Origin of the sequence: Psychroserpens ponticola (assembly GCF_023556315.2) — a bacterium.
In the GTDB taxonomy this organism is placed as follows: Bacteria; Bacteroidota; Bacteroidia; order Flavobacteriales; family Flavobacteriaceae; genus Psychroserpens; species Psychroserpens ponticola.
In genome coordinates this window covers 3048695-3071801 of record NZ_CP116221.1, presented here as the reverse complement: position 1 = coordinate 3071801, position 23107 = coordinate 3048695, and the positions used below count along the sequence as shown (strand labels likewise).

Genomic DNA, 23107 nt, shown 5'->3' with positions numbered 1-23107 from the left:
TTTTATTGTATTTAATTATAAATCCTTAAAAAACAAATAATTAAACTTCGTATATTGTAAGCATAACTTAAATTATGTCATTATGATAAAAAAATACGCTTGGATTTTATTGGTATTACCCTTTTTAACAAATGCGCAAGTTGTAGAATTTGAATCTGCAATTGTTCCAGATTTATCCGGCTATTCCGGAGTCACTAGTTTCGCTGGTCTTGGTGAATATGAAATTTATTTAGATACCGATAACGGTGTTTTAGATAAACCAATTATTCTTGTTGATGGTTTTGATCCTGGAGATGGAAGAACAGTCCCTGGGCTTTATAGTTTATTAGATTTCAATGGCTCAGGTGGTAACCAAAATTTAGGAGACTTGGTTAGGGCAGAAGGTTTTGATGTTGTGGTTTTAAATTTTCCGTCTTATTTAAGATTAAGTGATAACACATTATTGAATATAGATGATGTTGCTGATACTAATGGTGATATGATTATTGATGAAATTGATTATCCTGCTGGAAGTACATTTATTGATGGAGGAGCAGATTTTATGGAACGAAATGCTATGCTCTTGGTCGATTTAATCAATACTTTAAATACAGATAAGCAAGGCGATGAGGAATTGGTAATTATTGGACCAAGTATGGGAGGATTAATTTCTAGATTTGCATTAAATTATATGGAAAACCAGAGTCTTGATCATGAAACAAGGCTTTGGATCTCTTTTGATTCTCCACATCATGGTGCTAATGTGCCTTTAGGGTTTCAGCATCAATTTAACTTTTTAGGGTTTGGTTTAGGAGATGGTTTGAACGTGACAGCACTTCAACCGATTGTTAATGGTTTGCTGAAGTCTTCAGCGGCTAGACAACTTCTTGTAGATCATTTTGAATCACATTTAGTTGATGGAAGTGAATTTGAGTTTGATGCTGCAAAACTATTGCCAGAAGCACATCCTTATCGAGGTGTTTTTGAAACAAATATCAATGCGCTAACCAATTCAGGGTTTCCAGAAACAACTAGAAATGTATCTATTATTAATGGAAGTGGTATTGGTACTCCATATCAATCTACAGCTAGTACAAATGTAACTCCTGGTTTTACTGTACTTGATATTCAAAATTTAGAAATTCCGACATCTCCTTTGCCTGATACAACTGCAGACATTAATATTAATTTCACACCAGCTACTGTAGATGGATCACAATTGATAAGTAAAGTTTTTGTTGAAGGTTTCCTTGTTTTTGGTTTTATAACATTAGTTGATGTAGAAGTTGAAGCTCAAGCACCAATATTTTCTGATGGTGTTGATGCTGCATCAGGTGGATTGTTTGACCTTGGTGGATTTACCAATGGTTTAGGAGGTGACCCAATAATTGATAGTTTTCTTACATCCTTACAAATAGATAAATTTAGTTTTATTCCTTCTGTAAGTGGAATGGCTTTAGATTCGTCTCCAGATGGTGAAATTAATTGGTATCATAATATTGATCTTGGAGATCCAGGGACTAATGGCGATACTTTAAATGAAACGCCTTTTGTAAATTGGTATATGCCAGATGATAATGAAAATCATGTTCAACTAACGGAACAGAATGTAGCTTTTGCTTTGAGTGAAATTATACCTGAAACATTATCTAATTCAGCATTTGAAAGCGAAAATTTAATAAAGATTGGTCAAAACCCAATCGATAATGAACTTGTCATCATCACAGGTAATCCAATCGATCAAGCAACTGTTGTAATAGTTGATATTACAGGTAAAATAGTTTATAGTAATACTTTCAATTCTCTTTCAGGTAGAACTGTAATGCCATTAAACTTAGATTCAGGATTATATGTTATGAATGTGGTAGCAAAAAACAATTTAAAGTATAGAACAAAAATAATTGTGAAATAAATTGTTAACATCAAAATAAAAAAGACTGAGCATTTTGTTCAGTCTTTTTTATGAATATACCTAAGAAACTCTTTTATGTATTCTTTATAAAAAGAAGTTATAGGTTATAAAAAAAGTCTGGATACGTATCCAGACTTTTTTTATGTGTATTTAAATTGTAATTAAAAGTCAACGTTATTTCCAACATTAACCTTAGTTACATTTATAATTTTATTATTTGAATCAACTACCATCGCTACAACTTCAGTTCTTAAGGCATTAGTTATTATGTTAGTAGGCATCGTGAAATCATATTTCATTCTGTAAGTGTTACCTGCTACCATTTCTCCTGCTGGAATAGCATCTCCTAATGGATTAGTAAAAGCATAACGTAATACGTGATCATGAACAAAATTATTAAGAACATCATCACCATTATAGTAAGAAGTATAGTTTTCTTGATCGTAGATTAGACCATTTTCAAGTAATAAAACAACAAGTTTAGCTCCTGAGAGATTTTGACCAAATCCAGCATTTACCATTAATGATAAATTGCTTCCTTTTCGAGCAGTAACAATAGATAATCCAGTAGAATTAGTGCCTGATGCTGCTGTAGTAATTTGACCTATGTTATTTGGTTCAGGATATGTCCATTCAACATCTCTATTTACAATTGCCGTTGGGTAGCTACCTCCAGGGTTAAAAGCACCAATTAGAGCATTGCCATAAGAGTTAGACATTTGATCTCCAGAGTGAACAGCTACTACTGCTACTTTAGCTGTAGCTTGTTGTGCTAATTCGATACCATAAGATACTCTTGGGCACCATCCACACCATGTTCCAGTATAATCTTCAATTAATGCTTTTTGATCATATGAAGCAGGTGTAGAAGCATTATCTTCAACTGATACTGTTATAATATTAGAGGTAAACTCATTAAATGTTGCGTCTGCATCTAAAGTTCCTGCAGATCCAGGTACATAACTAGCACCACTAAATGATTCAGTACCATCAATTGCAACTGTTGAACCTCCAGTCACATCTGTTTCTCCTCCATCGTTATCTAAAGCGATAACTTGAAAATCAATTCGCTCTCCTAAGTTATAAACTGTGTTTGCTGATCTTATTTCAATTGAAACAATGACAGGTAAAACAGTAACTGTTACAGCTGCACTTGTTAAATCTTCATAGGTAGCTGTTACATTGTATTGACCCGTAGAAGTTGCAGTGAAAGCATTTCCAGTAATGCCTTGGTCGTCAACAAGAATTATAGCTTCTGAAGTTACGTCATCACCTTTGTTGGTGGTAACTGTAAAAGTGATTTCTGTTCCAAAATCTACATATTGAGAACTTGCAGAGACTGTAATAGCATTTAATCCGTTTCCATTGCCTCCATTGCCATCATCACTTGAAGAACTACAAGAAGACATAACAGCTACAGCAACAAAAAGAAAAAACTTGGTAAGGTTTTTGATTTTCATAATAAATAAGATTGTATTATATGTTAAAAATTTAAGAAGCACGAATATAAAGATATATTTTAAATTTTTAACGAAATTGATATGTAGATTTTAAAAACCCAATTAAAATTATACAGTTTTTAAAAAAAAATTAACTTTGTTCAAATAAAATGATAAATACACAAAACATGAAAACTCTTACTACTTTATTATTTGTATTAATATGTTCTATATCTGCTATTGCTCAAGATGTACTTCCAAAAATGCAGATTGAAAATTTAAATGGTGATAATATAAGTTTAGAAGACATCTCTAAAGATGATCAACTCGTAATTGTTTCTTTGTGGGCAACTTGGTGTGTGCCTTGTAAAAATGAACTTGATGCAATAAGTGATGTATACGAAGAGTGGGTTGAGGAAACTAATGTTAAACTTTATGCAATATCTGTTGATGATGCTAGAACTGTGAAAAGAGTTAAGCCATTAGTTAGTGGTAAAGATTGGAGTTATGAAATTTTGCTTGATACAAATAGTGATTTGAAAAGACAGTTAAACGCGCCAACTATTCCGTTAACTTTGTTGGTTAAAAATAATAAAATCTTATTCAGGCATTCAGGATATACACCTGGAAGCGAAGATGAACTTTATGAGAAGATTTTAGAGTTTTCAAAATAATTGTTACTATCAAAAACCTAATTTACAACTAAATGAATCGATACAAGTTAATAGCCATAATTCTTTGTACTCCAAGTTTTCTTTTCGCTCAAGATGAAGTAAAGAAAGATTACGGAAAATTAAGTGGAGGAATTGAATCTAACTCACAGTACTATGTTGATGATTCTAAAACTGGAGATTTTACAGAAGAAGATAATTTTAGATCAAATAACTACTTGAGATTAAATTACGATTACAAAAACTTTTTTGCACATGTGCAAGTTGAGTCCTATGAACCAAATGCCATTTTAAATTTTTATCCTAAATATGTAGAAACAGATATAGGAACATTTGCTTTAGGATATCGTAATGAAAAAATACAAGTTACACTTGGACATTTCTACGAACAATTTGGAAGCGGTTTGATATTGCGTTCTTGGGAAGACAGACAATTAGGAATTAATAACTCCATAAGAGGCGCTAATGTTAAATATAGTCCAACAAAAGCACTCGAATTTTCGGCAATTTATGGAAGGCAACGCGATGGTTTTGAAGTGTCAGATGGTACGATTTATGCCTTTAATACAGAAGTTGACCTTTCAAGTGTATTTAAATTTGAATCTACTGGTTTAGATTTTGGTTTTAGTTATGTTGGCAGAGATGAAGATCTAGATATTAAAAATTCAGATTTTGAATCGCTTACGAGTTCTTATTCTTTTCGTTTAGGATTAGCTGAAGGAAATATGTATAGTTCTATTGAATATATTGTTAAAGGAGAAGATGTGTATTCAGAATTGGGAAATATTATTGAAGATAAATATTTTGATGGTAACGCCATACTTTTTAATGTTGGGTATGCTAAGTCTGGTTTGGGAATCGATGCAACGTTTAGACGTATGGAAAACATGGCATTTTTCTCGGAAAGAGATGAATCTGGAAATGTGTTTAATCAAAACTATATCAACTTTATTCCAGGATTGACGAAACAACATGATTATGGAGTGACGAATATTTACGTGTATCAAGCTCAACCTAAATTAACCTTTAATCCACAATTTAAATCTGGAGAAATTGGAGGTCAAGTAGACGTTTTTTATAACATCAAAAAAGGATCGACATTAGGAGGGAAATATGGAACAAAGTTAGCTTTTAATTTTGCAACATGGTCTGGTCTAAAAAGTGATTTTGATTCAGTTGATCGTACTTATGAAGATACTGATCTTTTTGGATTTGGAGAGAAATACTTTGAAGAATTTAGTTTAGATATTAAAAAGAAATGGTCGCCTAAGTGGTCGACTATTTTTTCTGTAGTAAACACATATTATAATGCACAATATGTAGAAGATAGATCAGGAGAAGTTAATGCAACTGCAGTTGTAGGTGAAGTAACTCGTAAATTTGGAAAAGGTAAATCATTAAGATTAGAACTTTCACATTTGTCTTCTGATGATAAAACATCTGAGAGAGCTAAAAACTGGTCAGGAGGAACTTTAGAGTATAATTTTAACAGTAGGTTGAGTTTATTTGCAAATGACCTATGGAATTATGGCAATCCAGATGAAGACAATCAAATTCATTATTATACCTTTGGTGGAAGTTTTACAAAAGGAGCAACTCGAGTGATGGCAAGTTATGGTAGACAACGTGGTGGATTGGTTTGCGTTGGTGGAGTTTGTCGATTAGTCCCAGAAAATACGGGATTCTCATTAAGTATATCAACTTCTTTCTAAAAGAAATAATTTTAAAAAAAAGCTCCATTTTAAAAATGGAGCTTTTTTTTAACCTCTAAATTTTAAAGGTAAGTGTACCACTTTTTTTGTGTCGAAAAAGTCTTCACGATAATAATCGCTGAGGTTATAAATTGTAGCAGTTCTATAGGTTTCTAATTCTTCTGTTAGGTCACCACCTTTTAAATAAAGTATTCCATTTTTAAGTTCGTGCTTTTGCTCTTTAGCGATTTTTCCTTTTACCCAATGTACAAAAGTTGGCATTACAGCAACAGCTCTACTGACTATAAAATCAAATTGATCGTCAATATTTTCAACGCGATCATGTGTTGTTTTTACATTAGTTAATCCTAATCCTTCAACAACTTCATTAACTACTTTTAGTTTTTTTGCAATACTGTCCACCAAATGAAATTGAGTTTCAGGATATAAAATAGCTAGAGGAATTCCAGGAAAACCTCCACCAGTACCAACATCTAAAACTTTCGAATCAGGTAAAAAAGAGGTTACTTTTGCGATGCCAAGCGAATGCAATACATGACGTAGGTATAATTCATCGATATCTTTTCGCGATACGACATTGATTTTTAGGTTCCAATCTTTATATAAGGTTTCTAATAATTCAAACTGTTGTAATTGTATGTCAGTTAAATCTGGAAAATATTGTTTTAAGAGTTGCATCGTTTATAATTTTCAACAAAAATATGCATTTTTATGTGGATATTTTTACGATAATATTAGCATTACGACAGCTTTAATTATTTATATTTGCCACATCATACGAAGGCTAATAATTTTACGTTAGTACTAAAATATCAATACTATGACAAAGCAAACATTAACGTTTTCTAGAACTGATTCTGCAAAGTTTTTTAGAACTTTAAACAAGCGCGTAAATGCTTACTTTAAAGATAATAACATTAAGAAAACAGGAAACTGGAAATTGTATATAAAAGCTATAATAATGTTTACATTATTACTCGGCCCATTAGTTTTATTACTAACTGTTGATTTGCCAACTTGGGTACTCGTTATTTGCATGATGGTTATTGGTGTAGGTATGGCTGGTGTAGGAATGAATGTTATGCACGATGCTAATCATGGCTCTTTTTCTAGTAAAAAATGGGTTAATAGATTAATGGGAAGTAGCATACATATTTTAGCTGGAAACGATTATAATTGGAAAGTACAACACAATGTGTTACATCATACATATACTAATATTCAAGGACATGATGAAGATATTGATGCTGGTAGAATCATTCGTTTTTCTAAACATTCTAAATGGTTAAAAGTTCATAAGTATCAAAAATATTATGCCTTTTTATTATATGGTTTGTTAACCGTTAATTGGGCAATAACAACAGATTTTAAGCAAACATATGTGTACTTAAAAAGAAAGTTGTCTTATGGCGATTTTCCAAATCCTGCGACTCAATGGACGAAATTGATTATCGGTAAGATATTATATTATTCAATTTGGGTGGTATTGCCAATAGTTTTAGGTTACGCTTGGTGGCAAGTTTTAATCGGGTTTCTAATTATGCATTATACGGCTGGAATTATTCTAAGTGTGATTTTTCAATTAGCGCATGTCATGCCAAATACTGAAATGCCTTTACCAGATGAAAATGGAACTATGAAAAATACTTGGGCTATTCACCAATTATTTACGACTTCTAATTTTTCTCCTAAAAGTTGGATAGTAGAATTTTATACTGGTGGTTTAAATAGACAAGTTGAACATCATTTATTCTCAAACATTAGTCATGTTCATTATAAGAATATAGCAAAAATTGTAAGAGAAACTGCTCATGAATTTAGTTTGCCTTACAACGAATACAATTCTATTTGGACTGCTATTTCGGAACATTATCAACAATTAAAAGAATTAGGGAGAAAGCCTACTATGGCCTAATGCAATTTCTAGTTTTAAAATAATCACAAATACATAATGAGCTTACTTTCAGAAAGAGTTTTAAATATGTCTACTTCTGCAACTTTAGCTATGGCAGCAAAAGCTAGAGAGCTAAAAGCAGAAGGAAAAGATATTATCGGTTTAAGTCTTGGAGAACCAGATTTTAATACTCCAGATTTCATTAAAGACGCAGCTAAACAAGCTATTGATGAAAATTATAATTCTTACACTCCTGTTGATGGTTATGTCGAGTTAAAGCAAGCTATAATTACAAAATTTAAAAGAGATAATCATCTTGATTATACATTGCCACAAATAGTGGTCTCTACTGGAGCAAAACAAGCCTTAGCAAATGTTGCAGCAGTGATGTTAAATAAAGGTGATGAGGTGATTTTACCTTGCCCTTATTGGGTGAGTTATAGTGATATTGTTAAATTAAATGAAGGCGTTCCAGTTGAAGTGGCAACGTCTATTGAAAACGATTTTAAATTGACGCCTGAGCAATTAGAAGCTGCTATTACTCCTAAAACTAAAATGATTTGGTACAGTTCTCCTTGTAATCCTAGTGGTTCTGTTTATAGTAAAGAAGAACTCAGAGCTTTGGCTGATGTATTACAAAAATATCCAAATATTATTGTGGTGTCTGATGAAATTTACGAACATATTAACTTTATTGGAGGTCATGCGAGTATGGCTCAATTTGAAGATATGTTTGACAGAACAGTAACTGTAAATGGCGTTTCTAAAGCATTTGCAATGACGGGCTGGAGAATTGGTTATATTGGAGCTCCAACTGAAATTGCTCGTGCTTGTAACAAGATGCAAGGTCAAGTAACAAGTGGAGCAAATTGTATTGCTCAGAGAGCCGTAATTACTGCTCTAAATGAATCGCCATCAAGAGTGCAATTCATGATTGATGAATTTAAAGTAAGACGTGAACTTATTTTAGGTTTACTTAACGATATTGAAGGGTTTAAAACTAATGTGCCTGAAGGTGCTTTTTATGTGTTTCCAGATGTGTCTTATTACTTCGGGAAAACAATACATGGAAAAACAATTCATAATGCTACAGAATTATCTTTGTTTTTATTAGAATTTGCTAACGTTGCAACAGTAACTGGTGACGCTTTTGGGAACCCTAATTGTATCAGAATATCTTATGCAGCATCACAAGAGCAAATTATTGAAGCAGTTAAGAGAATAAAATCAGCATTAGCGTAATATATTCTAAGCGTCTTTATTGTAAATAACTGGCATTTGACCTTTCCATTTTTGCCATTCTTTATCTGAATCTATTAATTTAGCCATAAAATGAGCTACATTTATTCGACTTACTTTTCCTGCATTAAAAATAGGATTTCTAATTGGTGATTGGTAAGTTTTATATTCACTAACGTTTTCTTCGTTTGATAAACCATCAGGTCTAACTGCAACCCATTCAATGTGTTTATGATTTGGACCTATTTTCGGTTCTTAAATAATCTGCTGCTTTCTCATTATCTACATGTGGAGGCAATAGTAGCCTTAAAAGTGCGATAACACATTTTTGAGAAAAGGGTACAGATTCATTTAAATCACGATTACTATTACCACTTGTATTCATTAATACAAACTTTATAGGTTTTTTGTTTTTGTGATGAATGCTAGCATTAACAAGTTTTTTTGTGGCATCAGTTACAAGTCTTCTTGGATGACCATATATGCCTTTAAAAGTAAGATTATGACCAAGACAGGATGCAATTGCATCACAATCTTTTACATAATCTTGCATTTGCAAATCAGAGAGATTTAAGATGCTGTTTTCTATAATTGAAATTTTAGAATTGGCTTTCCAAGTACTTGGTATTCTGCTTTTTGATCTTACAATAATCTTGACATTTTGATCAAGATTTAGTAATTGGTTAACTAATTCTTTACCTGTTGCTCCACTAGCGCCAACAACTAAAGTTGTTTTTGATTTTTCTGTAGTATTCATTTTATATGTTCCAAACCCAATAGGTTATTCCTAAAAGGATAATTGTTGCAGTTATTAGTTTCTTAATTAAAAGTTTTCGATTTTCTTTTTTAACTTTTATACGAATTCTTCTTAGCTTATGAGGTTCAATTTGAGGAAAAACATAAGGCTTGTAACCTTTCTTTTTACTCGAAGCTCCATTCATTTTTGTAAATGGTTTGCGTTTTCCGTTTTTTAAAAGTTTTCTATTGTTATTTATCGTAGCATTCATTGATGAGATTGAGCCCATGATATCTTTTTTTTGTTCTGAATTACTTCAGAAGTAATACGTTGTAATTAGAGTATATAATGCATTTCGATGTCGTAAATCACTAATCGAAATGGCATTAATTCTGAATGTAAAAGATAGGTTTTGAGTATGTGCTCAATCGTACCAGTTAAAAGGACTAATTGTAAGGCAGTATTATATAATAACTGCTAAGATAATTACAAAAACAGACACTTTTAAAAGGGTTTCAATACTAGAAGTAAATTGATATCGTCTGCTTTTTACGCCTCGCTTAATACCAAAGATTGACTTTGAATTGTAGTTGTTAAAATTGCATTTTATAACTTTTTTATAGTTTGAATTTAATAAACCTATTGGTGTTTCAAATCCTGATTCTAAGTTATGTATGGGTAACGGTTCTAATTCTTGTGTGATTGTTAATTCCATGATGATTGATTATTAATGGTTATACAAATAAGACGTACAATTCAAATAAATGTTACAGTGAAGGGTGTTCTAAATCATTAAAAACCAAGTGTTAAATTCTCGATTCACCTATAAATACTAATGAATTTTGAAATTGTTAAAATGGAAAAAAAATTTAAATTTATCTGTTTCTCCAGAAAAAAGGAGTCAATAAAATTAAAACAGTGAAGAGTTCTAATCGACCAATGAGCATTAAAAATGCTGACCACCATTTTCCAAGAGCTGGCAATTCAGCATAATTATTTACTGGACCATAATTACCTAGAGCAGGACCTACGTTTCCTAGACTTGAAGCAGAGAGTCCGATAGCAGATTCAAAATCGATTTGTAGCATAGAAAATACTAAAGCACCAACAATAAAGGAAAGCATATATAGGATAAAGAATCCTAAAATATTAAATACAATATCTCCAGAAACACCTCTTTTGTTATAACGTACAGGTAAGATTGCATTTGGATGTAAGGCACGTTTAAATTCAAGAAAACCATTCTTTATCATAATCATATGACGAACAACTTTAACACCACCAGAAGTACTTCCAGCGGAACCACCTAAAAACATTAATCCAAAAAAGAACACAACTAGAAAAGGGGTCCATAGCGTGTAATCTGCTGTTACAAATCCTGTTGTTGTAATTATGGCAATCACTTGAAATAAAGAGTGACGAATAGAAGCTTCACCTTTACCGTACACCATAGGATGATCAATAGATGATATAGAGAAGTCTGCTCTAAAATAAATGATAAGTGCGGCGATTATTGTAAATAATGCTATAAATTTAAAATAGAGTTTGAATTCTTCGTCTCGTATTGCTTTTTGGACTTTACCTTTAAAAGCAAAATAGCTTAATACAAAGTTTGTTCCAGCCAAGAACATAAAAACTATAATTATATATTGAATAATTGGTTGTCCGTTCCAATAGGCAACGCTTGCATTTTTAGTTGAAAAACCTCCAGTTGATAAAGTACACATCGAATGATTTATAGCGTCAAAAAAGGTCATTCCTGCAACTTGAAGTAAAATAGTTTCGGCAGCAGTATATCCAAAATAAATGAGCCATAAGCGTTTTGCAGTATCTGTAATTCTTGGGTGTAATTTATCGGCATTTGGACCAGGAGCTTCGGCAGCGAAAAGTTGCATGCCACCAATTCCTAATAATGGTAAGATAGCAATAGCGAGCACAATAATTCCCATGCCACCAATCCAGTGTGTCATACTTCGCCAAAATAAAACACCTTCTGGTACAGCTTCAATATCATTTAATATTGAAGCTCCTGTTGTAGTATAGCCAGACATGGTTTCAAAAAATGCGTTTGTAAAACTTGGAATTGATTCCGTTAAAATATATGGAAGTGTACCTGTTAATGCCATAACAATCCAGCCAAAAGAAACAACAAGGTAGCCTTCACGTTTGTTAAGCTCTTTTCTGTGGTTTTTGGTTGTCACCATTAATATGCCTCCAGAGATGACTATGCATATTCCTGATAATAGAATTTCTATCGTAACTCCATCTTTATAAATAAAACTTATTAAAGCAGCCAGAAGCATGAAACCACCATTGAATAACAATAACAATCCGAAAAAATGGAATATGATTTTGAAATTGAGTTTCATTTGTATAATTCTATAGTCTTAATTAATGATTTAGAAGAAAAATGATTCAACTTTTGTTATTGATCTTGGTAAGCAGCAGACTACAACTTTGTCGCCTTCTTGTATTTTGAAACTACCTAAAGGAATAATTCCTGTTTCATTTCTAATAATTCCTCCAATGATTGCCGAACGAGGAAAATCTAAATCTTTAATTGGTTTTTTTGTGATTTTTGAATTTGGTGAATTGACTTCAAACTCTAACAATTCAGCGTTCATATTGCTCAATTTTGTCATTGCTAAAACTTCACCTTTTCTAATATATCTAAAGATGTTATTTGCTGCTAAAAGTTTCTTATTAATAAGTGTGTCAATGCCAATGGATTGTGATAATTGGTAATAATCCATGTTTTCTACTAAAGCTATCGTTTTTTTGACGCCTTTAGATTTGGCAACCAAACAAGACATGATATTAGTTTCAGAATTACCAGTTACTGAAATGAAAGCATCCATATCACTAATGTTTTCTTCTTCTAACAGTTCTACATTTCTTCCATCTCCATTAATTACTAAGGCATTTGGTAATTCATCAGCTAGTTCAAAAGCTGCATCTTTATCTTTCTCAATAATTTTTACATTGAATTTGCTTTTGCAAAGATCTCTTGTGGTTTTAAATCCAATTTTACTACCACCAAGAATCATCACATTTTTTACTTCAGCTTTTACGCGTCCTGAAAGTTCAAAAAGTTCGTCATCTCCACCTTTAGAAGTTATAAATACAACTTTATCACCTTCTTTAAAATGAGTGTCACCTCTAGGTATGATAGTATATTGTGTTCCAAAGCGTTGAATAGCAATAGGGATGAAATGGAGTTCAGGGAATACTTGAGCAGCTTCTTTCACAGTTTTGCCAACAAATGAAGCTGTTCTAGATAGTCTCAAACTCAACATTGTTAATGCACCTTCTTCAAATAAATATGTGTCATTAAATCCATATTGATTTAATAACAATTCTATTTCTGATGCTGCAAGTGCTTCAGGCGAAATAAGCTCATCAATACCAAATTTTGTAAATCCAACATCGTCTTTATGATTTATAAACTCTGCATTAGATATTCTGGCAATTGTTCGTTTAGCGCCTAATTGTTTGGCAAGTACACAAGCTGTAATATTAGTGGTTTCAGAAGAAGTTACAGCTATAAAAAGTCCAGATGTATTAATTCTAGCCTCCTTTAAGATTGCAATAGAAGTTACATCGCCTTTTATTACTCTTATGTCTAAATGGTCATTGGCATAGGTTAAATTCTCCCTGTCAATATCAATAAGTGTAATCTCTTGAGATTCGTAAGACAAAAGTTTTGCCAAATGAAATCCGACTTCTCCTGCTCCAGCAATTATTATTTTCATTAAATAAATTGTATTGAAATAACATACAAATATACTATATTATTATCTCAAATAAACGAAATGATGCTTGATTATAATTCGTATGACAAATACTTAAATAGTATAAGATAGTTATCTATATTTGCAAAAAAAACGTAGGTGTCAAAAGTAAAACCATATAAAGATAGTGATCTGAATAAAAAGCAACAGGTCGCTCAAATGTTTGATAATATTTCTAAAGAATATGACGGTTTAAATCGCGTGATTTCATTTGGAATAGATATTAAATGGCGAAATAAAGTTGTTGATATTGTGGCTAAGACAAAACCTGAAAATATTTTGGATATTGCAACAGGAACAGGAGATTTAGCAATTAGTTTGGTTAAAACAAATGCTGTTAAAATTGTTGGTTTAGATATTAGTGATGGCATGTTGGACGTTGGTAGAAAAAAAATTAGCAACAAGAATTTTGATGATAAAATTAGTATGGTTTTAGGTGATTCTGAAAATTTGCCTTTTGAGAATGATTCATTTGATGCTATAACAGTTGCTTTTGGTGTGCGTAATTTTGAAACTTTAGAAAAAGGTTTAGCCGAAATTTATCGCGTTTTAAAGCCTAATGGTATTTTTGTAATTCTTGAAACTTCTCTTCCTACAAAAACGCCATTTAAACAAGGGTATAACTTTTATACTAAATATATTTTGCCTACTATTGGAAAAGTGTTCTCAAAAGATCAATCTGCTTATTCATATTTATGCGAATCAGCTTCAGTTTTTCCTTTTGGTGAAGCATTAAACAATATTTTACGTAAAATTGGGTTTAATAACGTTGTAGATCAACCACAAACCTTTGGTGTTGCAACTATTTACAGTGCATCCAAAGCATAATGTGAATTTATGAAGAGAGTATTTGTCGTCTTAGCCTTATTGATTGTCACGCAAACTGCGACTGCGCAATTGTTTAGTAGAGAGAAAATTAAAAATAACGAGAACTTTGATAAAGCGCGTTTGTCTTGGGGTTTTTATTTAGGAATGAATAGTTATGATTTTCAATTTAACTACGAACAAGATTTAAAAGAAATACTTGTAGAAACTAGTGTAGGTTTTAGTGTTGGATTGGTGTCTAACTTGCGTATCAGTGAATATTTGGATTTAAGATTTGAACCTGGCCTTTTTATTTCGCAAAGAAATATTATGTATGATCCAAGCTATTTTGCTGGAGTAGAATTTAATGATTCAGATTTATTACGTGAGGTTAAATCTACTTATGTGCATTTTCCACTTCTATTAAAAATATCTACAAAACGACTTAACAATTTCAAGCCTTTTATTATTGGTGGTATTTCAACAGCGATTAATTTATCAAGTAACCAAGAAAATCCTGATGATAATAGTTCTGGTCAATTTAGAACTAAGAAAAAGGTAATGTTTTACGAATTAGGCTTCGGAGTTGATTTTTACAATCAATGGTTTAAATTTTCGCCTTCAATTAGAGGTGTGTTTGCCATGGATGATGAAATTGTTAAAGATGTTGATCCAAATAGCCCTTGGACAAGTAATGTTGCGACCATGAAAACACGTGGTATCTTCCTGAATTTTACATTCCAGTAAAATTTTAAATAGCAACGTTTTACTTAATTAATATTGTCAATTGTTGTTTTGGGTTCAAACTCCTCTATTTAGAATCAATAAAAACAACAAACTTCGCTAATATGCTGTTTTTTTACTCAATTTATTCGTATTTTTGCACCGATTTTTAGACAACTAATTTCAATAAAAAGCGTATGTCAAAAGACATTAAGATTAAAAAAGGTCTAGATATAAAACTTGTAGGCGAAGCTGAGAAATCAGTGGAACAAGCTATTATAAGTAATTTCTGCACTATCAGACCTGAAGATTTTCACAGCGTTATTCCAAAACTTATTGCAAAAGAAGGCGCTACTTTAAAAGCAGGTGATGTTATCTTTTATGATAAATCAAATGAAGATGTAAAGTTCGTTTCTCCTGTTTCTGGAACTGTGATTGAAGTATTAAGAGGTCCTAAACGACGTATTGATGCTGTTAAAATTCAAGCAGATAAGCCACAGTCATATAAAGATTTTGGGAAATTCAATACAAGTTCAGATGCAAAAACAACTAAAGCTCACTTATTAGCTTCAGGATGCTGGCCTTTTATCAAACAAAGACCTTATGATGTTATTGCAAATCCTGAAAAATCACCAAAATCGATTTTCATTTCTGGATATGCAACAGCACCTTTAACAGCAGATTTAGACTTTGTTTTACAAGGAAAAGAAGCAGAATTACAGGCTGCTGTTTCTGCGTTGTCAAAATTAACTGAAGGTCAAGTTCATATTGGTGTTGGATCAAAGAATTCGCCATTGGCAAATATGTCTGATGCAACAATTCATAACGTATCTGGTCCTCATCCAGCAGGAAATGTTGGAACACATATCAATAGAATTGATCCTGTAAATAAAGGTGAAGTTGTTTGGACAGTCAATGCACAAGATTTAGTTGTTATTGGTGAATTGTTGTTAACTGGGAAATTTAATGCTGAACGTATTGTCGCTTTAGCAGGTTCTTCAGTTAAGAAACCAAGATATTTCAAAACTTTAATTGGTAGTGAAGTAGCTACTATGGTTTATGACAATGGCGTAGATAAAGATGGTAATGATCGTATTATTTCAGGTAATGTATTATCTGGAAAACAATTAAAACCAGACGGAAGTTTAGGCTATTACGATAATGTGATTTCTGTAATTCCTGAAGGTGATGATTATGAATTATTTGGTTGGAATAAGCCCGTTTTTAATAAAATTTCAACATCAAGAGCGTTAACTTTTTCTTGGTTAACACCTAAGAAGAAATTTGCTTTAAATACCAATACAAACGGTGAGCATCGTGCTTTTGTTGTTACAGGTTCTTATGAGAAAGTATTTCCATTAGATATGTATCCAATGCAATTATTGAAAGCTTGTATGTATGAAGATTTAGATGAAATGGAAGCTTTAGGAATGTACGAAGTTGCACCTGAAGATTTTGCATTGACAGAATTTATTTGTGTGTCTAAACAACCACATCAAGATATTATTAGAAAAGGTTTAGACTTAATGCTTAAAGAAATAGGATAATGGGTTTAAAAAGTAGTTTACATAATTTTAGACAAAAGAATAAGGATAAAAAATGGTTGCCAGCATTTTCTGCAATTCATACATTTTTATTCTTACCAAATGAGACGACTCATAATGGGACTCATATTAAAGCAGCTGATGATTTAAAGCGTACCATGAATACAGTCATTATGGCAATGGTACCTTGTTTGATCTTCGGAATGTATAATGCTGGATATCAACATCACTTAGCTTTTGGAGATATTCAAGCAGCAACTGGAGGGTTCTTAAGTTCGGCATTTTGGACGATAGATAACTTATTAGTTGGCTTTTGGAAAGTCATTCCGTTAGTAATCGTGTCTTATGGAGTAGGTTTAGCCATTGAGATATTCTTTGCTATGAAAAATAGTCACGAAGTCGAAGAAGGGTATCTAGTAACAGGTATGTTAGTGCCTTTAATCGTACCAATTGATACACCATTATGGATGCTAGCAGTTGCAGTTGCATTTGGTGTTGTTATCGGAAAAGAAGTATTTGGAGGTACAGGAATGAATATTCTAAACCCTGCATTAACCATTAGAGCCTTTTTATTCTTCGCATATCCTACATGGATGTCAGGAGATAAAGTTTGGGTTCATGGTGCTGTTGAACGTGATCAAATGATTGCAGCTGGTGAAAATTTGGATGCCATTTCTGGTGAAACCATTTTAGGAACATTAGCACAAGGGAAAGACGTTGGTTATGAAGTTATGGATATGTTCTACGGAATTATTCCTGGTTCAGTTGGAGAAACTTCAACACTTTTAATTCTATTAGCTGGATTGTTTTTAATCTTTACAAAGATTGGAAGTTGGAGAATCATGTTGTCTTCAGCTATTGGAGCTTTAGTCATGGGATTAATATTTAATGGCGTTGTAAGTTCAGGATGGATTACTGAATCAAGTAAATTTTACGGTTTAATGAGTACCGAATTTTGGCATCACCTATTAATTGGTGGATTTGCCTTTGGTACAGTCTTTATGGCTACAGATCCTGTAACCGCTTCGCAAACAAATAAAGGAAAATGGATTTACGGATTTTTAATTGGATTTATTTCCATAATGATACGTGTATTTAATCCAGCTTATCCAGAAGGTGTGATGCTAGCCATTCTGTTAATGAATGTGTTTGCACCAACGATTGACCATTATGTGGTTCAAGGCAATGTAAAGAAAAGAATGAAACGTCTAAAAGTTAAAACAGCTTAACGATGGAAAAAAGAACAGATAAAAATTCGTATACCATAATATTTGCCATAGTAATGGTATTAATAGTGGGTTCATTATTGGCATATTTAGCGTCTTCATTAAAACCGACGATTACAGAAAATCAACGTTTAGAGAAACAACAAAATATTCTCTATGCAATGGGTGTCAATGAAAATGAAGGTACAAGTGCAAACTTTGTGTCAACAGATAATGCACCTCAATTATTTGAGAAATTCATTAAGCAACAATTGGTCGTTACTTCAGATGGTCAGGCGACTGAAAATAATGAAGCTTACTTAATTGATGTGAAAAAGGAGCAAGCTAAAGCTAAAGATGGTGGTGTAAGACAATTACCTCTTTTTGTTGGAGAAGACGAAAAAGGTAAAAAATACTACATCGCTCCAATTAGAGGAAAAGGACTTTGGGATGCCATTTGGGCTTATGTCGCTATGGATGAAAATATGGTGGTTCAAGGTGCTTATTTTGATCACAAAGGAGAAACACCTGGTTTAGGTGCTAACATTAAGCAACGTTTCTTTATGGACGATTTTATTGGTGAGCATTTAATGTCTAACGGAAGTTTTAAAGGGATTAATGTTGCTAAAGGTAACGCAGATCCTAAAAATAATGATAAAACAGATAATGAGGTCGATGCAATTGCTGGAGCAACTATTACAGGTGACGGTGTTTCTGCAATGATTAGAAGCGATTTGAAGCTTTATGTGCCTTATTTCAAAAACCTAAAACAATAATAGTATGGGCTTACTTTCAAAAAAAGACGCAGCTTTAATTAAAGACCCTTTAGCAGATAATAACCCGATTACAATTCAGGTATTAGGGATTTGTTCTGCTTTAGCAATTACTGCAGAGTTAGAAGCATCAATAGTAATGTCAATATCTGTACTATTTGTATTAGGTGTTGGTAACGTGGTGATTTCTTTAATGAGAAACATTATTCCTTCAAAAATTAGAATTATTGTACAACTTATAGTTGTGGCTACTTTAGTAATTATTGTGGATTTAGTATTGAAGGCTTTTGCTTATGAATTAAGTAAAACACTTTCAGTATTCGTTGGATTAATTATTACAAACTGTATCATTATGGGACGTTTCGAAGCGTTTGCTTTAGGTAATGGGCCTTGGAGATCATTCTTAGATGGTATTGGAAACGCTTTAGGATATGCTGTGATTTTAATTATAGTTGGATTCTTTAGAGAGCTTTTAGGATCAGGAACCTTATTAGGAATTCCTGTATTAGGAGATCCAATTGAAAAAACTGGATTATATGCTTTTGGATATGAAAATAACGGATTTATGTTATTATCACCAATGGCATTAATCGTAGTTGGAATCATTATTTGGGTACAACGTTCAAGAAATACAGCATTAGTAGAAGATTAAAGAATTGAATTGTTATTCTGAATTCAGTTCAGAATCTCATCAAAATATACAATATGGAACATATAGAATTATTTTTCAAATCGATATTTATAGACAACATGGTATTTGCTACATTCTTAGGAATGTGTTCTTACCTAGCTGTTTCTAAAAAAGTATCAACAGCAGTTGGTCTTGGAGCTGCAGTAATTTTCGTATTAGCAATTACAGTGCCTTTAAACTGGTTATTGGATCAATATGTATTACAACCTGGAGCTTTATCTTGGTTAGGTGCAGAATATGCAGATTATGATTTAAGTTTCTTATCATTTATCATGTTTATTGCTACTATAGCAACAATGGTACAACTGGTAGAAATTGTTGTAGAGAAATTCTCTCCTTCATTATATAATTCATTAGGTATTTTCTTACCACTTATTGCTGTGAATTGTGCCATTTTAGGAGGTTCATTGTTTATGCAATCTAGAGAAATTGCAACATTAGGATTAGCTACAACTTACGGAATTGGATCAGGAATTGGATGGTTCTTAGCAATTTTAGCAATTGCTGCTATTCGTGAGAAAATAAGATATTCTAACGTACCACCTGCACTAAGAGGATTAGGAATTACATTTATCATTACAGGACTTATGGCAATTGGTTTTATGAGTTTTGGAGGAATGTTAACTGGAGGTGACGAAGAAGAAACAAAAGAAGATACAACAGTTGAAGTTCAAGTGAATGCAACTGAAGACAATATAGAAATAGCTAATAACACTAAAATAGAAGAGTAGTATGATTTTAGCAGCAGGAACATTAGGAACCGTTTTAGCAACAGTAGCAGCGTTTTTATTAGTAACATTAGTGCTAGTGTCGTTGTTATTATTTGTAAAACAAAAATTATCACCATCTGGTCCAGTGAAAATCTTGATTAATGGTGAACGTGAAATAGAAGTAGCATCTGGAAGTACTTTATTAACAACTTTAGGTGCTGAAAAAATATTTTTACCATCTGCTTGTGGTGGTGGTGGTACATGTATTCAGTGTGAATGTCACGTCCTTTCTGGAGGTGGTGAAGCATTGCCTACAGAGATACCTCATTTTAGTAGAAAAGAGCTAGCTCATGGTGCACGTTTATCTTGTCAGGTGAAAGTGAAGCAGAATATGGAAATCACAATTCCTGAAGAAGTATTCGGAATTAAAAAATGGGAAGCAACTGTAGTTTCAAATTATAACGTAGCGACGTTTATTAAGGAATTTGTTGTTGAAATTCCTGAAGATATGAATTATAAAGCAGGTGGATATATACAAATTGAAATTCCTAATTGCGAAATAAAATATTCAGATATGGACGTATCTGCACATCCAGAAGATCATCCAGGTGAACCAGATAAATTTAAAGCTGATTGGGAAAAGTTTGGTTTGTGGCCTTTAGTTATGAAAAATGAAGAACTCGTGGAAAGAGCGTATTCTATGGCTTCTTATCCTGCTGAAGGAAGAAAAATCATGCTTAATGTTCGTGTTGCAACGCCTCCTTTTGATCGCGCCAAAGGTGGATGGATGGATGTTAATCCAGGTGTAGCATCATCTTATATCTTTAATCAAAAAATTGGTGATAAGGTTATTATTTCTGGACCTTATGGAGAATTCTTTATTAATGAGTCTGATTCTGAAATGTTATACGTTGGTGGTGGAGCAGGAATGGCTCCAATGCGTTCCCATTTATATGAATTATTTAGAACTCTTAAAACTGGACGTAAAGTTACATATTGGTATGGAGGTCGTTCTAAAGCGGAATTGTTTTACATCCATTACTTTAGAGCATTGGAAAAAGATTTTCCAAACTTTAAATTTTACTTAGCATTGTCTGAACCAATGGAACAAGATAATTGGAAAATTAAAAAAGATATTCATGATGAAGCTGGTGACGGTTTTGTCGGTTTTATTCATAATTGTGTTATCGATAATTACTTAAATCATCATGAAGCACCAGAAGATATTGAATTGTATTTCTGTGGACCTCCATTAATGAATCAAGCAGTTCAAAAAATGGGTGAAGATTTTGGTATTCCAGATGAGCACATAAGATTTGATGATTTTGGAGGATAAACCAATTCATGTCATTCCTAGACTAGTCTAAGAATCTAAAATAAAAAAAGCCAACTCAATTGAGTTGGCTTTTTTTATACTTTCATTTCGGATGTAACAATATATCATAATCAAAAGTTAATTTTTTAGGTGTCAATACGAAATGGATACGTTTTTGCGTTCACACCTATATGAAGAATCTGCTCATAGTTATTGCGACTTTAATTACACTAATAACATTAGCTGCAGGTGCTATGCAATTTAAACCTGTTGAGCATGTATCAAATACAAGTTTTGCAGCTCTAAATACGGCTAGTTTGATTAATGAGGATGGCCTTACCATTTTATCTAGAGTAAATGCTCCTAAAGGATATGTGCGAGTTAGTTATGAAAAAGGTAGTTTTCAAGAGTATCTTAGAAACTATAATCTAAAGTCCTTTGGAAGTAAAATTATTAATTATGATGATTCTCCGTATTTCTGGCAAAGAGGACATATTGGTGTTTTAGAAATTCCTGTTCCTAAAAATGGTTTGCAGCAATGTGCAGATGCACTTATTAGAATTCGAAGTGAATACCTTTGGGACAACAATCGAAAAGATGAAATTGGTTTTAACTTTACTTCTGGTCATTATTGCTCTTGGGAAAATTATGCTCTAGGCTATAGACCAAATATTAATGGTAATAAAGTGACCTTTAATAAAATGGCTACAGCGAATCATAGCAAAGAGAATTTCTACAAATACTTGAATTTAATTTATATGTATTCTGGTACATTATCACTTTATAATGAACTTAAATCTATTGATGATTCAGATTTGCAACTAGGAGATATGCTTATTAAAGGAGGCTCTCCAGGACATATCGTTATGATTTGTGATGAAGTTGTAAACGATAAAGGCCAGAAGCTGTTTTTACTATTCCAAGGTAATACACCTGCTCAAAGCGTTCACTTAGTTAAAAACCTTGTGAATTCGAAAATTTCACCTTGGTACCAACTTGAACAAAATGCCATTGTTCCTGTGTCTAACTATATTTTTAATAGCGCAAAATTTGTGCGATTTAAATAATCGTTATGCTCACTTTTTATAAGCTTTACGATACGTAAGTATAAACTTTAATGCTATTAATTTTAGGTAAATAGAAGAGTTTATATTTTTAAGAGAGTTCTCATTTCGATGGGAACTCTTTTATGTTTTGTAGCAGTCTTAAAATTGCCTTGCGAATATCAATCAGTTATTAAGGCAGTTAATCGTTTAGCTCAGATAAGAGAGCTTTGCTTTTATCGCTATTTGAATTTAGTAAATTTCTTCTGGCTATATCAATGTTACCAGTTTTTAAATATGCTAATCCCAAATAATAATAGGCATCGTTTGCTAAAGGGAAGTTTGAATTTTTTGTTACTTCCTCTAAAAAAGAAATCGCACTTTGTTCATTTTTATCAGCAAGATGTGCAACTCCAATAAAATAATTTAACGTATCGTTATTTGGCTTTGAATGTTGTAATAGTTCCCATTTAGAAATTGCCGTTTGGTAGTCACCTTGCTTGTAATTAACCATGGCTTCATAGAATTTATAATTGTTTGTACTACTCATTGTAGTAGGTAAACCAGGGTCTGGATAGAAATAGTTCGCATATAATTTATCATTTGAATTTTGATTGAAAAACCAAAAACTTCCAATTGATAAAATTATAACTGCAGCTGCTGCAATTTTTCTAAATTGTAAATAACGGATATTATGAGTTTTGTCTTTATGAATATCTTCGTGAAAAGAGTTTAGTTTTTCTTTTAAAGATTGTGATTCGATACCAAATAAAAGTGTTTTAATATCTTCTACTTGTACTTTAAATTCTGAATCACTTTCAAGTTTATGCTCAAATGTTTTTAGTTCGTCACTAGTCATATTTTGATTAATATACCTTTCGACAGTTTCTAATAACTCTTGCGATATGTTTGTACTCAGGTTCATT

At 32.3% G+C, this 23107-nt stretch carries 23 protein-coding genes; 14 read left to right on the top strand and 9 right to left on the bottom strand.

Features of this window, described 5'->3' with window-relative positions:
• Positions 1-82: 82 nt before the first annotated feature.
• Positions 83-1891, top strand: coding sequence for a T9SS type A sorting domain-containing protein (locus MUN68_RS13615; protein ID WP_249996816.1), 1809 nt, complete (start codon positions 83-85; stop codon positions 1889-1891).
• Positions 1892-2052: 161 nt separating this feature from the next.
• Here the strand turns inward: MUN68_RS13615 and MUN68_RS13610 are convergent, their stop codons facing one another.
• On the bottom strand, positions 2053-3351 hold the full coding sequence (locus MUN68_RS13610) for an Omp28-related outer membrane protein (RefSeq protein ID WP_249996815.1): 1299 nt from the start codon (positions 3349-3351) through the stop codon (positions 2053-2055).
• A 167-nt stretch (positions 3352-3518) separates the two neighbouring features.
• Between MUN68_RS13610 and MUN68_RS13605 the strand changes: the two genes are divergently transcribed.
• Together MUN68_RS13605 and MUN68_RS13600 are read left to right on the top strand one after the other, a co-directional pair.
• On the top strand, positions 3519-4004 hold the full coding sequence (locus tag MUN68_RS13605) for a TlpA family protein disulfide reductase (protein ID WP_249996814.1): 486 nt from the start codon (positions 3519-3521) through the stop codon (positions 4002-4004).
• 32 nt (positions 4005-4036) lie between these two features.
• Positions 4037-5713 carry a DUF6029 family protein gene (locus MUN68_RS13600; protein ID WP_249996813.1) on the top strand — a complete coding sequence of 559 codons (1677 nt, stop codon included), beginning with the start codon at positions 4037-4039 and terminating at the stop codon, positions 5711-5713.
• Between the two features lie 48 nt (positions 5714-5761).
• Here MUN68_RS13600 and rsmG read toward each other — a convergent pair whose 3' ends face one another.
• Positions 5762-6391 carry a 16S rRNA (guanine(527)-N(7))-methyltransferase RsmG gene (gene rsmG, locus MUN68_RS13595; protein WP_249996812.1) on the bottom strand — a complete coding sequence of 210 codons (630 nt, stop codon included), beginning with the start codon at positions 6389-6391 and terminating at the stop codon, positions 5762-5764.
• A 142-nt stretch (positions 6392-6533) separates the two neighbouring features.
• Between rsmG and MUN68_RS13590 the strand changes: the two genes are divergently transcribed.
• Positions 6534-7628: a fatty acid desaturase family protein gene (locus MUN68_RS13590; RefSeq protein WP_249996810.1), complete on the top strand. Its 1095-nt coding sequence runs from the start codon at positions 6534-6536 to the stop codon at positions 7626-7628.
• Positions 7629-7664: 36 nt separating this feature from the next.
• On the top strand, positions 7665-8849 hold the full coding sequence (locus MUN68_RS13585; RefSeq protein ID WP_249996808.1) for a pyridoxal phosphate-dependent aminotransferase: 1185 nt from the start codon (positions 7665-7667) through the stop codon (positions 8847-8849).
• A gap of 6 nt (positions 8850-8855) precedes the next feature.
• On the opposite strand, the gene MUN68_RS17765 is transcribed toward MUN68_RS13585, so the two are convergent.
• The 6 genes from MUN68_RS17765 to trkA form a co-directional block, all read right to left on the bottom strand.
• On the bottom strand, positions 8856-9071 hold the full coding sequence (locus tag MUN68_RS17765; RefSeq protein ID WP_394357645.1) for an NAD(P)-dependent oxidoreductase: 216 nt from the start codon (positions 9069-9071) through the stop codon (positions 8856-8858).
• 4 nt (positions 9072-9075) lie between these two features.
• Positions 9076-9603 (bottom strand): NAD(P)H-binding protein, encoded by a 528-nt coding sequence (locus tag MUN68_RS13580; RefSeq protein ID WP_272792378.1) that lies wholly within the window; start codon positions 9601-9603, stop codon positions 9076-9078.
• Position 9604: 1 nt separating this feature from the next.
• Positions 9605-9871 carry a hypothetical protein gene (locus MUN68_RS13575; protein WP_249996806.1) on the bottom strand — a complete coding sequence of 89 codons (267 nt, stop codon included), beginning with the start codon at positions 9869-9871 and terminating at the stop codon, positions 9605-9607.
• A 174-nt stretch (positions 9872-10045) separates the two neighbouring features.
• Complete coding sequence (locus MUN68_RS13570) at positions 10046-10297, bottom strand: hypothetical protein (RefSeq protein WP_249996804.1); 252 nt, start codon at positions 10295-10297, stop codon at positions 10046-10048.
• Positions 10298-10457: 160 nt separating this feature from the next.
• A complete protein-coding gene (locus MUN68_RS13565; RefSeq protein ID WP_249996802.1) occupies positions 10458-11951 on the bottom strand; it encodes a TrkH family potassium uptake protein in 1494 nt (497 codons plus the stop codon).
• Positions 11952-11981: 30 nt separating this feature from the next.
• Positions 11982-13334 carry a Trk system potassium transporter TrkA gene (gene trkA, locus MUN68_RS13560; RefSeq protein ID WP_249996800.1) on the bottom strand — a complete coding sequence of 451 codons (1353 nt, stop codon included), beginning with the start codon at positions 13332-13334 and terminating at the stop codon, positions 11982-11984.
• Positions 13335-13472: 138 nt separating this feature from the next.
• Between trkA and ubiE the strand changes: the two genes are divergently transcribed.
• From ubiE to MUN68_RS13515, 9 genes are all read left to right on the top strand, one after another.
• A complete protein-coding gene (ubiE, locus tag MUN68_RS13555) occupies positions 13473-14201 on the top strand; it encodes a bifunctional demethylmenaquinone methyltransferase/2-methoxy-6-polyprenyl-1,4-benzoquinol methylase UbiE (RefSeq protein WP_249996798.1) in 729 nt (242 codons plus the stop codon).
• 9 nt (positions 14202-14210) lie between these two features.
• Positions 14211-14924, top strand: coding sequence for a type IX secretion/gliding motility protein PorT/SprT (porT, locus tag MUN68_RS13550; protein ID WP_249996797.1), 714 nt, complete (start codon positions 14211-14213; stop codon positions 14922-14924).
• Between the two features lie 173 nt (positions 14925-15097).
• Positions 15098-16447 (top strand): Na(+)-translocating NADH-quinone reductase subunit A, encoded by a 1350-nt coding sequence (locus MUN68_RS13545; RefSeq protein ID WP_249996795.1) that lies wholly within the window; start codon positions 15098-15100, stop codon positions 16445-16447.
• Positions 16447-17673 (top strand): NADH:ubiquinone reductase (Na(+)-transporting) subunit B, encoded by a 1227-nt coding sequence (locus MUN68_RS13540; RefSeq protein WP_249996794.1) that lies wholly within the window; start codon positions 16447-16449, stop codon positions 17671-17673. Before MUN68_RS13545 ends, MUN68_RS13540 begins: the two co-directional genes overlap by 1 nt.
• Before the next feature lie 2 nt (positions 17674-17675).
• Entirely contained in the window at positions 17676-18425 is a 750-nt protein-coding gene (locus MUN68_RS13535) for a Na(+)-translocating NADH-quinone reductase subunit C (protein ID WP_249996792.1), read from the top strand.
• Positions 18426-18429: 4 nt separating this feature from the next.
• Positions 18430-19074, top strand: coding sequence for an NADH:ubiquinone reductase (Na(+)-transporting) subunit D (locus MUN68_RS13530; RefSeq protein ID WP_249996789.1), 645 nt, complete (start codon positions 18430-18432; stop codon positions 19072-19074).
• 53 nt (positions 19075-19127) lie between these two features.
• The gene (gene nqrE, locus MUN68_RS13525; RefSeq protein WP_249996787.1) at positions 19128-19844 is read left to right on the top strand and encodes an NADH:ubiquinone reductase (Na(+)-transporting) subunit E; all 717 of its coding nucleotides are present in this window, start codon (positions 19128-19130) and stop codon (positions 19842-19844) included.
• Between the two features lies 1 nt (position 19845).
• Entirely contained in the window at positions 19846-21159 is a 1314-nt protein-coding gene (gene nqrF / locus MUN68_RS13520; RefSeq protein ID WP_249996785.1) for an NADH:ubiquinone reductase (Na(+)-transporting) subunit F, read from the top strand.
• A 170-nt stretch (positions 21160-21329) separates the two neighbouring features.
• On the top strand, positions 21330-22205 hold the full coding sequence (locus tag MUN68_RS13515) for a DUF4846 domain-containing protein (RefSeq protein ID WP_249996784.1): 876 nt from the start codon (positions 21330-21332) through the stop codon (positions 22203-22205).
• Between the two features lie 178 nt (positions 22206-22383).
• Here the strand turns inward: MUN68_RS13515 and MUN68_RS13510 are convergent, their stop codons facing one another.
• The gene (locus tag MUN68_RS13510) at positions 22384-23106 is read right to left on the bottom strand and encodes a tetratricopeptide repeat protein (RefSeq protein WP_249996783.1); all 723 of its coding nucleotides are present in this window, start codon (positions 23104-23106) and stop codon (positions 22384-22386) included.
• Between the last annotated feature and the right edge of the window lies 1 nt (position 23107).